Here is a 14,192-nt window from a genome sequence, read left to right as displayed (position 1 = left end):
CCGCGCTAGCGAAGCTATCCCGAAGGCTAAGGAATCCACCAAATTCAAAAATCGAAAATGCGATTAAAATACAAAAGCAGCTAAGTAGATTTGAGCCAATTCTGAGGAAGCGACTATGACTGAAAAAAAAACCGCCCAATGGGATGCCGGCAGGTTTGTCAAAACCTTGGCTTATTTCGGCGTCATTCCCTTCATTGGCAGCATTAGCTGGCTGCAACAACTCTTTGGAAGCAGCAGCAACAGTAAAAAAGACCAACCCAAACTGATACTGGTAGCCGGTGCCACCGGCGGCGTCGGGAAGCGAGTTGTCAAGCGGCTGCAACAGCGGGGATATAAAGTACGCTGCCTCGTCAGAGATACCAAAAGAGCAACAGAAATTTTCGGCAAAAATGTCGAATTAGTCGAGGGAGATATCGCTCTCCCAGAGACGCTAACACCGCTAGTAACCGAGGGCGTAGAAGCAGTTATCTGCTGTACCGGCACCAAAGTTCAACCAGTAGAAGGAGACACCCCTAATCGGGAAAAATACTACCAAGGCATCAAATTTTATATGCCGGAAGTTGTGGATGTTCCCGAAATAGTCGAATACAAAGGCATCAATAATTTAGTGCAAGCTGTTCGCCGCCAGCTAATTAAAGCAGGCGACAAAACAATTTTTGACTTCACAAAACCCAGCCAAGATTTAAAAGAAACTTGGGGTGCGCTAGACGACATCGTGATGGGTGGCACGAGCGAAAGTTCGATCGTACTTACAGACAATACAGCTATCTTCACAGGCAATGTTTCTACTGCCAACTCGGGCGGCTTTGCTTCCGTGCGTACCCGCAACTTCGATCCTCCGCTTAATCTCGCAGGATTTAGCGGCCTCCAACTGCGCGTCAAAGGGGACGGCAAGCGCTACAAATTGATTGTTCGCAGCGAAGCTAAATGGGATGGAATTGGCTATTGCTATTCGTTTGATACTGTTTACAATATCTGGATTACTGTCACTGTTCCTTTTGATGAGTTAATTCCAGTATTCCGCGCCAAAACTGTTAAAGATGGCTCGAAATTTGATGCCAGCAGTATTTTTTCTTTTCAGTTAATGTTGAGCAAGTTTGAATATGATGGCGCGCTCAACCCGAAATTTACACCTGGTATTTTTCAACTGGAGTTAGAATCTATTAAAGCTGATGGCGGACAGAATTTGCCGCGATTTGTGATGGTGAGTTCGGCAGGAGTTACCCGCCCGGGCCGCCCGGGAATTAACTTGGAAGAAGAACCGCCTGCCGTCAGGATGAATGATATGTTAGGGGGGATTTTGACTTGGAAGTTGAAAGGGGAAGATTGCGTGCGATCGAGCGGCATACCTTATACTGTTGTCAGACCCTGCGCTTTGACTGAAGAACCGGGAGGCAAAGCTTTAATCTTCGAGCAAGGAGACAATATTAAGGGCAAAGTCAGTCGGGAAGATATTGCAGAATTGTGCGTGCAGGCTTTGGAACAACCGCAAGCTTGCAACGTTACTTTTGAGGTGAAAGAGGGGGAAAATGCCAGTTCTCCCGGAGACTGGCAGGCTTTGTTTTCTGGAGTTAAATAACAATTGTTTGTAGGGGCTGATTAGTTTTTTACCCTTATTAGTCGGCGGTTTAAACCGCGTCTGCACAAATGAAGTCTGCCTCCGCAGACAAGCGAGATTACTGGTTCCCAGGCTCGACCTGGGAACCAGTAATAACCAATAACTAATAACTAATAACCAATAACTAATAACTAATTTATGTCTGTGACTTTTTCCCGACGCTACTTGACGCCTTATTTGTTTTTGCTACCTGCTTTATTTATTTTGAGTTTGACTGTTTTGTGGCCGGCGGTGCAAGCTTTTTATTTGAGTTTTACCAACTACGAATATGATTTGACTCAAATGCCGCAGTGGGTGGGTTTAAAGAATTTTTACAGGTTGTGGGGCGATCGCACATTCTGGCAAACTTTGACTAATACGCTGCTTTATCTCACCTGCGTTGTGCCTGTATTGGTTGTTCTACCGTTGGGAATGGCGATTTTGTGCAACCAAAAACTTAAGGGGATGAACTGGTTTCGAGCAGCATACTACACGCCGGCGGTGATTTCAATGGTTGTCGCCGGGATTGCTTGGAAGTGGCTGTTTGCTGAGACTGGACTGCTAAATCAGTTGGGGGAATTGTTGGGTTTACCTCCTGTTTCTTGGCTGGCTAATCCGAAGTTAGCAATCTTTAGCGTGATGGCAGTTACTATCTGGAAAGGATTGGGCTATTACATGGTGATTTATTTGGCAGGGTTGCAAGCTATTCCGGCTGAACTTTATGAGGCGGCTGCTATTGATGGTTCTGATGGTTTGGGAAAGCACTGGGATATTACTGTGCCGCTGATGAAGCCTTATTTAGTTTTAGTTGCGGTAATTTCGGCGATTTCTGCTACTAAGGTTTTTGAAGAAGTTTATATTATGACTCAGGGCGGGCCTCGCAATAGTTCTAAGACTGTTGTTTATTATCTTTACGAACGGGCTTTTAATGATTTGGAAATTGGCTATGCTTGTACGATCGGGCTGGTTTTGTTTTTGCTAATTTTGGGTTTATCGATTTTGCAAGTTAGCCTTCAGGGTTTGACTCGCAATGATTAAGATTTATGACTGATTAGAACTGACGCACTCCGGGCATCATAAACTCGGTTTCTCGTTCTCACTCCTGTTGCTCCTAGGACTTTATTACATTCAGAAACCGGGTTTATTGCTCTAATTTCTACTAATTTTAGGCTGGAATCTCGAAGTAATGCGATCGCTCACGGCTTTGGGCAGGTCTTATTGGCGAAATCACAGCTATAAATATAGGGTTTCTGCCAGTTCAGAGGAATTTGTAATAAATCCCTGGTTCCGGTCATTCCCTGTCCAAGAAAGAGCAGCACAGCGATCGAGTTCAAGATCACATGGATAGTGCGCCAGCGATTTGAGCGGTCTTTGTAAATGTCTTGAATGATGGCAAGGGAGAAAACCATAATTAGCGCAGCGGTGATGCCAATGTAGTAGTGAGACCAATACCATTCATTGGTTAGCCGATAAACGCCATCTTGAGTGCCAAGAATGACCAGACCAGTACCTGTTAGGGTGGCAAATATGCCGCGCCATAAAGCGGGTGTAGCTCGATAGAGCATCACCAAAGAGGCGATCGTTGCAACAAACATCAGCACAATGAAAATGACTTGAAACGAGTTTTTGCTCCAAACATCCTTGCTCAAAATATGCTCAAAAATCGGGTAGGCTAGACCCAACAACGTCACTCCTACCACAGAAGCTGACAAAATTCGACCTGCTTTGACGTGTTCTTGACCCACAACAGGTGGAATTTTGCTCTTGGTGTCGATCGCAATTTGCTTCCGACGCTGCATAGTTTGCCAAGCCATATTCAGAACAACACCAAGCATAGGAAAAACAATCGCTACAGCTAAAATAGGATGCAGCAAAACCAGAAAATCTTTAAATTCCATACAACACCTTTTTCTTGAAGAGGGTTGGCTTCATCAACCCGGTTTTTGCGATACATAATATCATATTCGGCGCTCTAACCACCGTAATTTTGTAGTCAGGACTAATAGTAATTGTTCATCGGTCAAGAGAAAACTGAAGTCCTGACTGCAAAAACGCTTTATGAAGCGTAACTCACCGAATATGTTGATTGATAACAAGATATAGCAGTCGTCAATTGGGTGAGGTACAGCTTTCTCAATTACGCAATTACAATTACCTTGTTCTCAGGGAAATGAAAACTGCTGGTGGTAATGTCAGTGGTGGTTAGTGGCAACTAATTGCCTGCATCACTTTGAGCTTAGCGCAACAGTTCTTTGTTATTCAGAATAGCAGGCCAATTTTTGTTTGCTAAAGCAATGTGACCAGGGATATCCCCCATCCACTGTGCTTGTACTTTCTTGTCGTAGTTGAGATAAAGCTTCCCATTAACGATTTTCCAGGCGTCAGGCTGGGTGACAACAAGATTTCCTTCACTGGTAGCCTGGGCGCAATATCCACCGTATTGAGGAGCGTACTTTTCAGGATTTTGAGCAAACATATCACGGTTTGCTGCACTAGCAAACATCCAAGTTGTTCCACCCCAATTATGTTTAAACTGGCTAACTCCCATAACTAATTTGCTTTGGGTGAAATAGGCTACGACATCCTGACCATCAAGAGCCACACCTTTTTCAGTGTAGAACTGAGGATGAACGGTTGTTGTGCTGCTTTTACCAGCGCAAGGATTGGCTTTACCAGCGCAAGGATTGGCTTTACCCGCGCAAGGATTGGCTTTACCAGCACAAGGATTGGCTTTACCCGCACAAGGATTGGCTTTACCCGCACAAGGATTGGCTTTACCCGCGCAAGGATTGGCTTTACCCGCACAAGGATTGGATTGTGCAACCTTGGATGAAACGGTTGTAGAGTTTGAGTTTGTTGAAGCCTTGAAGTTGGCGTAGCTAACATTAGTTGTTCCCAAGCCTAGAATGGTGGCAATGGCGATCGTGGTAATGTATTTTACTTTCATGTGTCTAATTTCCCGATAAATTGTTAGTAATTCCACGCCAGATGTTTGCTTGAGAGTTCTTGCTCTTTGGCAATTATGCTGGCTTTGTGTTTCCCTCAAGACTTGAGGTTATTTGCATTAACTCTCAAGAAAATGAGTGCTAGATGAGGAAGAGATGGATGGGAGATAAAACTCTGAATACTTTATACGCCAATTTCTTCAGCAAAAATTCATCTGGAAATTAGGAACGCATCATCTAGTTGCCAGGATTCTCTTATAGAGTGGAGATTAACCCTGACTATCCTTTACAGGACTTATACACTCTGGGCTTAGAAAGCGGGTTTCTTCGTAGATACCTCGTTGCTAAACCCAAGATTCCTGATGAGAAACTTAGTAGTGCAGTAATTTAACCGCGAGTTGAGAAATTATGACAGGACAAGACTGGTTAGTGACTGATGATGGACAGTGCAATATTTTTGAGGCTACAAGTCAAATTGAAGATTTGACCCATCCCTACCGACTTTATCGCTTTTTAACTGACTTAGAAGATGTATTAGAGCAAATTAGTGATGATTATTTACGACTCCAGGCAATTTGTCCCCTTGTCCGCAGGTTGTTAGATAGTTCTTCCTGGTTTCAAATTGCTCTCCTTGAGCCTGACTCTGAGACAGGCTGGGCAGTACAAACACTTTATGATGAACCATTTTTTCCTCTGACGGTGCAGTTGGTGGCTTGGGCACCGGGTGCAGTTTCTCCGATTCACAATCATGCCAGTTGGGGATTGGTGGCACTACTTGATGGACAGGAGAAAAATACTTTCTGGCAGCGATCGCCAACTCGCAAGTTTCCCGATAAAATCACAACAGTGGGAGATATTTTGCTGGCTCCGGGTGACGTTTTGTGCTTAATGCCAGATGCGATTCATCATGTGGAAGCACTGGGAGATAAACCAACCATTAGTTTTAATCTTTATGGCGTAACAGATTACGATCGACGATTTGAGTTTAACCAAATTAAAGGTACTGCGGAAAACTTTTAAGATAGCAGTCTGATGAAAACAAATATCAACAAATATCAAATATAACGGGCGATTTTCGCGGCTGCACCAACTTTCGTCGGTTCTACACGATACTAACTTTCTCTAGTTAAGTGTTGACTCATTTTAATGCTTAATTCTTATCACTCCCTGACTATAAAATGAATCTAATTCGCCAAGTCATAGCCGCTATCAACCCTCTCACGGGCAAGCGAATTTCCACCTCTTCTCTTCAGTTTCGCCTGACGCTGGAATTGCTGGTACTCTCGATTTTAGGACTTAGCAGTGTGGCATTTTGGGCGGGCTGGCAAAGGTCGCAAAATCTAGTGGGTGCTCATAAACAAACCCTGGAATACATTGGAATACGCTTTCCCGAACAGGTTGAGCTTTATAGTGAAATGGGTTCACTAGAAATTGGCTTAACCCGAAGCGTCCACAAAGCTTCCACAGGAGGAATAATGGTGTGGGTGAAGCGAAATGATGGGATGCTTTTGGTTAATTCACCTGATATGGATCTGCAATCTTCTAAGATTACGAAGATGATCTCGTTGACGGAAGTACCTGCACAGCCGACTTTTGTTCAGATGGGCGATCGCTATTTGGTGATCTGTAGCAGAACTCTGAGGATTAAAAATGAGTTACTGGGTACGGTATATTTCTCTCAAGATATCACTGATGAGCAACGTCAGTTAAATGATGGGATTCGGAGTCTAATAGTTGTCAGTATTGTGGTAATCTTAGTGTTAATGTTGGCGATCGCCAGTCGCATTCGTCATGCTCTCCATCCTTTGGAACATATGAGTCAGGTAGCTAGCACTTTGTCTGCTGATAATTTGCAGGCGGCAAAACTCCAACTGCATCAGGCTCCTGATGAGATTTTAGGACTAGCGCAAACGTTTAATGAGATGTTGTTTCGATTATCGGGTTCCTGGGAGCAACAACGCCAATTTGTCGGTAATGTTTCCCACGAATTACGCACGCCTCTGACGGTTGTAGTTGGTTATTTACAAAGTTTGCTGCGACGCAGCACTAACTTAAGTGACTATCAGCAACAAGCACTGGAAACAGCGGTTGGCGAAACTGAACGCACGATTCGGATGTTAGAAGATTTGCTCGATTTAGCACGGGCAGATAGTGGCAACTTGCACTTTCGTTTGAATCCGGTGATCCTGAATACTCTGGTGGCTGAGGTGGCCGAAATGAGTCAAAAAGTTAGCAATCGAAAAATTATTTTGGTGTCAAATGATGAGGATGTTGTAGCCTGTGCGGATCAGGATCGTTTACAACAAGTGTTAATTAACTTAGTCGATAATGCAATCAAGTATTCTGCTCCCGAACAACCAGTTGAGTTAGTCTTAGAAAAGAGGGAACAGCAGGTGATGATTCATGTGGGCGATCGCGGAATTGGTATTTCTCTCCCCCATCAAAACCGGATTTTTGAACGATTTTACCGGGTGGATGAGTCAATGACGCGCTCTAGAGACGGTACAGGGTTGGGATTGGCGATCGCCAAAAGCCTGATCGAAGGCATGGAAGGACGTATTACGCTCCGATCTAAACCGGGAGAAGGTAGTATTTTTACTATCACCTTACCTGTCTGGAATCCGCAGCTATGAGCGATCGCATTCTCCTTGTTGAAGATGACCCTAAACTGGCAAAGTTCATCGAATCTGAACTTAGTCTGGAAGGATATCACGTCACTGTCGCCCCAAATGGATTGGATGGATTAACGATCGCTCGTGATGCTCAACCGGATTTATTAATTTTAGATTGGATGCTTCCCGGCATCTCTGGATTAGACATCTGTTTAAGGTTGCGATCGACTGGTGTTCAAGTACCAATAATTATGTTGACAGCAAAAGATGAAGTACCCGATCGCGTGACGGGATTAAATGCTGGAGCCGATGATTATGTTACTAAGCCTTTTAGTATGGAAGAACTCCTGGCGAGAGTGAAAGCCCGTCTGCGCCGAACTCAACAAAATGACGCCGATAACTTACAATTTGAAGACCTAATCTTGAACGGTTTAACCCGTGAAGTATATCGAGGCAGTCAACTAATTGAACTCACTGCCAAAGAGTTTGATTTGTTAGAATTTATGCTGCGAAATCACCGTCAAGTGATTAGCCGCGACCGAATTTTAGAAAAAGTCTGGGGTTACGATTTTATGGGCGAGTCCAACATTATTGAAGTGTATATTCGTGCGTTACGAATTAAGTTAGAAGCAAGTAACTCAAAACGCCTGCTGCATACGGTTAGGGGAGTTGGATACGTGTTGCGAGAGCAAAAGTGAGCAGGGGCGGATTTACAAATACTTGGCAGATTAAGTATGGATACTGGTGAACCCGCTCCTATTATACTACCTATTTTTTTGTAAAAAATCGACCTAGAAATCCGGTCGTTCCTGATAATCTTCCGCAGAACTCGGGTCTAATTCCCACCGACTTTCATCTCGATGTTCAAGCATATTTGTTGTGTGCAACATAGCCCCATCGGGCATTTCTATGCCCGCAGCGGCTCCGAGTTCGTCAACCATATCCAGGTCTGGAGTAGGCGCGGTTCCGCCCACCGATTGCTCGCCAGTGGCACTTTCTTGTTCCGCAGCAGGATCGGCATCCTCGCCGCCGATTTGAGAACTGGTGGAAGAGTATTCCGAACTGCTGTCCTGCAGGGTTGTTATGTCGTCTTGGCTCAATCCCGGTTGATCGATGACGCCGGTACCGTAAGATTCGGTAATTTCTTGAGGCAATTCGCCCAAATTATCGCGTTCTGTTGTTTTTTTTTCGTTGCTTTTCTTTTGCTGTGCCACGATACTTGCTCCTGTTTATTTTTGAACTCAATTAAATTAAAAATGTCCGAATTTGGCTTTAACTGAATTGTTTTTAGTAATTGCCGATGGCTATAATTAAGTGGTATCTTAATTGCTATTTAAGCTTTTAGCTTCTATCTCAGGAAATATATTTATTCCGCTCAGCTATTTCATTGGGAATACAAAAAGCGATCGCCCTTTGGAAACGGGCGATCGCTTTTTAATGGGGAGGCTAATTCTATTCGGGAAAATCAGGAATTACCCATTTGGGAGGTTCCATCCGTTTCCTTCTCACCGCTTCCTCTGCTATTTCTAGCATTTTATCCAGAGAAGTATTTTCAATAAAGTTGGACGTTGCTTCTGCGTATTCCCGCTTCGGGCACTTGTCGCCCAGAACGCAGCCATTGACGCAAGCTACAGCACAATCGACAGTGTTCTCCACCATAACTTTTTTCCTTTCACACTTCCAACAACTAATAGGCACGTACTCTGGGTGAATTTGTCAAGAGACAGCTCTATATCTTTATTTTACTTCACAAATTGTCATCAAAGGTCGATCGCCAGCGCAAAACTGTTATAAAATCAAAGCAACCTACCTAATCTGCCGATCGTGAGTAATTTTCTGCGGCGCTTAAAACTTTTACCTTGGCGAGAAATGCTGCAAATTGCCGCCCTCGTCAACTCAATCGTGATTGGACTGGAGCTATTTTTAGCCTGGGGTTTCACGCAATCGCGGCCAATCCGCAACGGGGTGACGCTTCTCTACGGTTCCTCCCTCGGGATATTGATACCTTTTGCAGCAGCAGTGGGAATGGGAGCTTTAGCAGTGTACTTTTTAGAGTATTGGCAACAACAATTTTTGCTCAACCGAATTAGTTTGTGGGTTTTAGTTTTGTGCCTGCTCTTGGGTTTGGTTTTAAAATCATTCCTACCCATACCTGCTTCTTTAGCAAGTTTATCAGAAACTGCACTAATAGGAATTGCGGTGGGAGTTTTTTGGAAGGGCCGGCCTTATTGGCGATAGTCATGCCATTTTAGATTTTAGATTTTAGATTTTAGATTGGCTATGACTGATGAAGATTCGGGTTTCGAGCTTGTCTACAGTTGCATTTTTTTGTGAAAATAGTATCATTAGTCAGTGGTCATTGGTTATTAGTCTATATGTAGGGTGCGCAGTGCGCACCTTACCGCTTCAAGCAAAAAATTCCTTCTTCCTTCTTCCTGACATCCGTTACCGAATCCGTTACAGAATCCGTTGCCGAACTTCTTCCTTCTTATGGCAGCCAAAAATCGGGAATGAATGTTTTAGTCAAACTGCGAGTAAACTGATTAATCTTTCTCCCGATTTGAATGTGCGGTTCGTCAGCTTCCACGGGAATAATTGTTGCTTTGTTTCCGATTCCGAAACGCGAAATTACCAAATTTGCCGCCTCCAAACCAGTAACATAAGCCTTTTCCTGCGACCAAGAACCGTGGCGGGTCACAACCCAATCGCCGCTCATGAATACATTATCATAACTTGTTACTGCCGGCAACAAATACTGATAGCTGCCAGGGGCAAAATGCGTCACCGCCCGCGACAGCCGAATTGCGCTGCTGTCAATTACTTTTGCCTCCCGAAAAGCAGGGATGCAAGTCGCTAAATCTCGCTGAACTAAGGAAACTATTTCCTCATCTTTCAGGGGAATTAATTGATTTGCGTGATAAAAGTCAGCTTCGACAACTGTTCCGGGTTCGTATCGAAATTCGTCGTGCAAAGCATTCAAATCAAAAAACGTCCAACCTGTAGTTGAACTAAAGCCAAAACAGGCATTAGAAGGCAGCGGAATGTCAATTATTCTGTCAAACCACAGGCGAACAGCTAACACGTCAACTGCACCCAAATTCATCGCGTCCCGAAACTCTTGGCGGCTTTGCAAAGCTGGGCTGCTGCTGATAATTTTTTGCATTCCCGTGACACCCACTGCAAAAATAACTGCATCTGCCTCGAAGGTTTTGTCGCCGCAAACAACGCCATTAGCTTGATTGTTGCTGTCAACAATCAAATCAGTAACTCGCTGCTTTGTCAAGACTTTTGCACCTAGTTTTTCTAGGATATCGACCCAGGGGCGAAAGATTTTTTCTCCGACTGTTCCGCGACACCAAACTACATCAAAATCCGGTTGGTGGGCTAAGATGAAATAATAAAGCATTCCCAAAGCTGCGGCGGCAGAACATTGTTCTCCTGGTGCAAATAAACCTACTAATAACATCGGTTCAAAAGCATCGCGGTACAGTCTTGCAGAAACGCCAAACTGTTTGAATAGTTCGCGGGCTGTGACGCGATCGTACCTGCGCCACGCTTCGTCGGAATTGTCGAAATCTAGAACGGCGTAGAGTAAGGGCAACGCTGAAAGCCGATCGACTAATGGCAACCTTTTAAATCGGGTGTAAAGAAAGGTTCCTAACGGTGTGGGAAGTCGCGGTTCGTCCTGAAAAATCGGCGATTCTACTTCCAATCCGGCGGGTGAATACTGACAAGAACGAGTCCAAGGCGTGAAGGGATCTAGTTCTAATTCCTTGACTAAGGAAAAGATGTTTTTGTAGGGATACCAGAAGCCATGAATCCCAGCTTCTACGGAACGCCCGCCGGCGGTTTTCCACCCTGCAACTAAGCCTCCCGGATAAGGGCCAGCTTCTAGCAGGGTGACATCATAGCCTTGCTGGGTTAGGTGATAGGTAGCGCCTAAACCGGCCCATCCTGCACCGACGACGACTATTTTTGGGGCTGACGATTCTGGTGACATTGCGTACCTCTTGATAATTTATTAATGATGACATAATTCATAAAATCCGGATTTGATATAAAATGTAGTGAATTATGTGCTAAATTTCGCTTGAGTAAATAATGAGTGTCAAAAACCGCCAGCAGACTAACCTGCTGCTGCTCTTATTTCCCGCTACGGCATGGCTGATGGTTTTCTTCATTTTGCCCGTGCTAATTGTACTTTTGTACAGTTTCTTAGAACGCGGTACATACGGCGGCGTTACTTGGATATTTACTCTTAGCAACTACCAGCGTTTGTTCAGTGGGCTTTTCTTAGGAGTAATTGGGCGATCGCTCTGGCTGGCTTTTCTGACAACGGCCGCTTGCTTATTAATTGGCTATCCCCTAGCATTCTTCATCGCCACCCGTTCTCCCCGCTGGCGAAATGCTTTGCTTTTGCTGGTAATTATTCCATTTTGGACTAATTTCTTAGTGAGAACCTACGCCTGGATCATACTCCTGCGGAGCGAAGGAGTAGTTAACACAGCCCTGCAAAGCTTGCAAATTATTAGCGAACCGTTAAACTTGCTTTTTACGCCTTTCGCTGTGGCGATCGGTCTTATTTACGGCTATTTACCTTTCATGGTTCTGCCTTTATATTCTAGCATAGAACGCTTCAACTTTTCATTGGTAGAAGCCGCTCACGATTTAGGGGCTAATGATATCCGCACTTTGTGGCGCGTATTTTTACCATTAACAAGTCGCGGCATTGTTGCAGGCTCTATTTTAGTTTTTGTCCCCGCCGTCGGCGCTTTCATCACGCCTGATATATTGGGGGGTTCTAAAACAGTTATGGTGGGAAATTTGATTCAAAATCAGTTTATGAAAGCCCGCGATTGGCCTTTTGGATCGGCGCTTTCTATGCTGTTGACGGTAATCATATTGATTCCTGTGTTAATTTACTTCCGCGTGTCTGACGAAACTTAAACAGGTAGATTGAGATTTACAGTTGGGTGGGGGCGGGTTTATGAGATTATTGCTCTTAGGCACAGATTGTCTGTAAAACCCGCCCCTATAGGCGAATTTATTTTTGACTAATGACTAAACTAGATTTACTCGTGCGGGCGATCGGCAAAAAATGGCTTTTGGTACAAGCTGCACTAGCATTTGCCTTTCTTTACTTGCCAATTCTCATCTTAATTATTTACTCCTTTAACGCCTCCAGGTTCAATGCCGTTTGGCGCGGGTTTACCCTCGATTGGTACCGCAGTTTGTTTGGCAATGCAGGCGGGACGATTGCTACGAGTAGTAGCGCCGGAATTGTGACAGCCCTTAACAACAGCTTGCTAATTGCAGCTATTTCGACTGTGTTAGCCACAATTTTTGGTACAATGATCGCGCTAGCACTCGAACGCTTTCATTTCCCAGGACGCAAAGCAGTAGAGGCTTTACTGTTTTTGCCGATTATCATGCCCGAAATTACGATCGGCATTTCGCTGCTAGTTTTCTTTACCCTAGTATTTCGGATCGTAGAAAATCTCACGGGACTTCGCCTCAATCTCGGCTTACCTACCGTAATTATCGGTCACGTTGTTTTTAATATTTCCTTTGTGACTATTACCGTCAGGGCGCGTTTGGCGGAAATCGATCCTCAATTAGAACAAGCAGCTTTTGACTTAGGCGCTAACGAATGGCGGGCTTTTTGGCGCATCACTCTACCTCTAATTTGGCCCGCTATTTTCAGCGCGGCACTCCTGGCTTTTACTCTGTCGCTGGACGATTTTGTCGTGACATTTTTTACAACGGGCGTCGGTTCGATGACGCTGCCGCTATTTGTTTACGGAATGATAAAATTTGCAGTGACGCCAGCGATTAATGCCATTTCAACTTTGATGTTGTTGGCTTCCTTATTGCTGGTTTTATCATCGTTTAAAGTTCAAAAAAGTTAAAAATTTTGCTTTATGTGTCATAATTATTGTCGTCTGCAACTAACACAACCTATGAAACGCCTGCTGACTTTCTTAATTTTGTTTGTGATGAGTGCAACGGTGGCTTTCGGCTGTAGCCCCACAGGTGGCAACCAGCAGCAAGTTCTCAGCATTTACAATTATGCAAGTTATATCGCCCCAGAAGCGATCGCCCAATTCGAGAAAGAGAACAATGTTAAAATTCAATACGACACTTTCGAGAACAGCGACGCACTCTATGCCAAACTCAAACAGGGAAACCCCGGTTACGACTTAATATTTCCAGCCGATTACATGGTGAAAATCATGATCGCAGAAAATATAATTGAGCCGCTAAATTTAAACAATATTCCCAACAAAAAAAACCTAGAACCTAAATTTATCAATCAAGCTTTTGACCCGGGCAATAAATATTCCCTGCCCTACCAGTGGGGAACGATGGGAATTGGCTACAACGTGAAAACCACCAAGGGCGATATCAACAGTTGGGCGGCGATGTTCGACCCGAAATATACCGGAAAAGTCGCGTGGCAAGACGATGCCAGATACACATTTGCAGGAGTTTTAATGTATTTAGGATTTGATCCAAATACAACCAATCCCGAAGAGATTAACAAAGCCCGCGATTTGCTGATTAAAAGTAAAAATCTCATTGCCGCTTTTGTCCCCGACAACGGTCAAAATCTGCTCGATCAAGGAGAAGTAAATCTGACGATGGAATGGAGCGGCGATATTTTTCAGGTAATGACAGAAAATCCCAATCTTCGCTACGCTATTCCCAAAGAAGGAACAATTATCTTTTCTGACAACATGGCAATTCCCAAAAGTGCGCCCCAAAAAGAGTTAGCCGAGAAATTTATTAACTTTATTTTGCAGCCAGAAGTAGGGGCCCAAATTTCTAATTTTACCCACTTCGGATCGCCCAACAAAGCAGCAATCGATCGAGGTTTAATCGACCCGAACGATTTGAAAAATCCTCAAATTTACCCGCCGGCTGAGGTGTTTGGCAAAATGAAATTATTGCAAGATGTCGGCAAAGCAACTGCATTGTACGATCGAGCTTGGACGGAAGTTAAAGCAGGGGCCGGAAAGTAAGCTATTCCACATTTAA

Annotated in this window: 14 protein-coding genes; 9 read left to right on the top strand and 5 right to left on the bottom strand. The window is 44.3% G+C overall.

Annotation, left to right across the window (positions count from 1 at the left end):
* The first annotated feature begins 115 nt into the window (after positions 1-115).
* Both QUA20_RS18030 and QUA20_RS18025 read left to right on the top strand, forming a co-directional pair.
* Positions 116-1,579 (top strand): CIA30 family protein, encoded by a 1,464-nt coding sequence (locus QUA20_RS18030; protein WP_333190424.1) that lies wholly within the window; start codon positions 116-118, stop codon positions 1,577-1,579.
* A gap of 177 nt (positions 1,580-1,756) precedes the next feature.
* Complete coding sequence (locus tag QUA20_RS18025; RefSeq protein ID WP_333190422.1) at positions 1,757-2,635, top strand: sugar ABC transporter permease; 879 nt, start codon at positions 1,757-1,759, stop codon at positions 2,633-2,635.
* Positions 2,636-2,793: 158 nt separating this feature from the next.
* On the opposite strand, the gene QUA20_RS18020 is transcribed toward QUA20_RS18025, so the two are convergent.
* Positions 2,794-3,495 (bottom strand): DUF4079 domain-containing protein, encoded by a 702-nt coding sequence (locus tag QUA20_RS18020; protein WP_333190421.1) that lies wholly within the window; start codon positions 3,493-3,495, stop codon positions 2,794-2,796.
* Positions 3,496-3,833: 338 nt separating this feature from the next.
* The gene (locus QUA20_RS18015; protein ID WP_333190419.1) at positions 3,834-4,580 is read right to left on the bottom strand and encodes a YHS domain-containing (seleno)protein; all 747 of its coding nucleotides are present in this window, start codon (positions 4,578-4,580) and stop codon (positions 3,834-3,836) included.
* 370 nt (positions 4,581-4,950) lie between these two features.
* Here QUA20_RS18015 and QUA20_RS18010 point away from each other — a divergent pair, with 370 nt between their 5' ends.
* From QUA20_RS18010 to QUA20_RS18000, 3 genes are all read left to right on the top strand, one after another.
* Positions 4,951-5,562 carry a cupin gene (locus QUA20_RS18010; RefSeq protein WP_333190417.1) on the top strand — a complete coding sequence of 204 codons (612 nt, stop codon included), beginning with the start codon at positions 4,951-4,953 and terminating at the stop codon, positions 5,560-5,562.
* A 158-nt stretch (positions 5,563-5,720) separates the two neighbouring features.
* Complete coding sequence (locus tag QUA20_RS18005; RefSeq protein ID WP_333190415.1) at positions 5,721-7,175, top strand: HAMP domain-containing sensor histidine kinase; 1,455 nt, start codon at positions 5,721-5,723, stop codon at positions 7,173-7,175.
* Complete coding sequence (locus QUA20_RS18000; RefSeq protein WP_333190413.1) at positions 7,172-7,852, top strand: response regulator transcription factor; 681 nt, start codon at positions 7,172-7,174, stop codon at positions 7,850-7,852. Before QUA20_RS18005 ends, QUA20_RS18000 begins: the two co-directional genes overlap by 4 nt.
* A gap of 93 nt (positions 7,853-7,945) precedes the next feature.
* Here the strand turns inward: QUA20_RS18000 and QUA20_RS17995 are convergent, their stop codons facing one another.
* Entirely contained in the window at positions 7,946-8,368 is a 423-nt protein-coding gene (locus QUA20_RS17995; protein ID WP_333190411.1) for a DUF6335 family protein, read from the bottom strand.
* 238 nt (positions 8,369-8,606) lie between these two features.
* Positions 8,607-8,813 (bottom strand): hypothetical protein, encoded by a 207-nt coding sequence (locus tag QUA20_RS17990; protein ID WP_190734170.1) that lies wholly within the window; start codon positions 8,811-8,813, stop codon positions 8,607-8,609.
* Between the two features lie 165 nt (positions 8,814-8,978).
* Between QUA20_RS17990 and QUA20_RS17985 the strand changes: the two genes are divergently transcribed.
* On the top strand, positions 8,979-9,392 hold the full coding sequence (locus QUA20_RS17985) for a peptide chain release factor 1 (protein WP_333190409.1): 414 nt from the start codon (positions 8,979-8,981) through the stop codon (positions 9,390-9,392).
* A 250-nt stretch (positions 9,393-9,642) separates the two neighbouring features.
* Here the strand turns inward: QUA20_RS17985 and QUA20_RS17980 are convergent, their stop codons facing one another.
* Positions 9,643-11,154 (bottom strand): FAD-dependent oxidoreductase, encoded by a 1,512-nt coding sequence (locus QUA20_RS17980; protein WP_333190407.1) that lies wholly within the window; start codon positions 11,152-11,154, stop codon positions 9,643-9,645.
* A 101-nt stretch (positions 11,155-11,255) separates the two neighbouring features.
* Between QUA20_RS17980 and QUA20_RS17975 the strand changes: the two genes are divergently transcribed.
* From QUA20_RS17975 to QUA20_RS17965, 3 genes are all read left to right on the top strand, one after another.
* Positions 11,256-12,101, top strand: coding sequence for an ABC transporter permease (locus tag QUA20_RS17975; RefSeq protein ID WP_333190405.1), 846 nt, complete (start codon positions 11,256-11,258; stop codon positions 12,099-12,101).
* A gap of 110 nt (positions 12,102-12,211) precedes the next feature.
* The gene (locus tag QUA20_RS17970; RefSeq protein ID WP_333190403.1) at positions 12,212-13,063 is read left to right on the top strand and encodes an ABC transporter permease; all 852 of its coding nucleotides are present in this window, start codon (positions 12,212-12,214) and stop codon (positions 13,061-13,063) included.
* Positions 13,064-13,114: 51 nt separating this feature from the next.
* Complete coding sequence (locus QUA20_RS17965) at positions 13,115-14,176, top strand: spermidine/putrescine ABC transporter substrate-binding protein (RefSeq protein WP_333190402.1); 1,062 nt, start codon at positions 13,115-13,117, stop codon at positions 14,174-14,176.
* Positions 14,177-14,192: the final 16 nt, after the last annotated feature.

The sequence above is a fragment of the Microcoleus sp. Pol7_A1 genome, assembly GCF_036701085.1.
Taxonomy (GTDB): Bacteria; Cyanobacteriota; Cyanobacteriia; order Cyanobacteriales; family Microcoleaceae; genus Microcoleus; species Microcoleus asticus.
The sequence above is the reverse complement of the archived record's forward strand: the minus strand, read 5'-3'. Positions and strand labels throughout refer to the sequence as shown.

What these genes read in the sequence shown, in the direction of transcription:
- QUA20_RS18000 (WP_333190413.1), top strand. Translation starts at nt 7,172, where the DNA reads ATGAGCGATCGCATTCTCCTTGTTGAAGATGACCCTAAACTGGCAAAG.
- QUA20_RS18010 (WP_333190417.1), top strand. Translation starts at nt 4,951, where the DNA reads ATGACAGGACAAGACTGGTTAGTGACTGATGATGGACAGTGCAATATT.
- QUA20_RS17980 (WP_333190407.1), bottom strand. Translation starts at nt 11,154, where the DNA reads ATGTCACCAGAATCGTCAGCCCCAAAAATAGTCGTCGTCGGTGCAGGA.
- QUA20_RS17965 (WP_333190402.1), top strand. Translation starts at nt 13,115, where the DNA reads ATGAAACGCCTGCTGACTTTCTTAATTTTGTTTGTGATGAGTGCAACG.
- QUA20_RS18020 (WP_333190421.1), bottom strand. Translation starts at nt 3,495, where the DNA reads ATGGAATTTAAAGATTTTCTGGTTTTGCTGCATCCTATTTTAGCTGTA.
- QUA20_RS18005 (WP_333190415.1), top strand. Translation starts at nt 5,721, where the DNA reads ATGAATCTAATTCGCCAAGTCATAGCCGCTATCAACCCTCTCACGGGC.
- QUA20_RS18030 (WP_333190424.1), top strand. Translation starts at nt 116, where the DNA reads ATGACTGAAAAAAAAACCGCCCAATGGGATGCCGGCAGGTTTGTCAAA.
- QUA20_RS17970 (WP_333190403.1), top strand. Translation starts at nt 12,212, where the DNA reads ATGACTAAACTAGATTTACTCGTGCGGGCGATCGGCAAAAAATGGCTT.
- QUA20_RS17990 (WP_190734170.1), bottom strand. Translation starts at nt 8,813, where the DNA reads ATGGTGGAGAACACTGTCGATTGTGCTGTAGCTTGCGTCAATGGCTGC.
- QUA20_RS18025 (WP_333190422.1), top strand. Translation starts at nt 1,757, where the DNA reads ATGTCTGTGACTTTTTCCCGACGCTACTTGACGCCTTATTTGTTTTTG.
- QUA20_RS17975 (WP_333190405.1), top strand. Translation starts at nt 11,256, where the DNA reads ATGAGTGTCAAAAACCGCCAGCAGACTAACCTGCTGCTGCTCTTATTT.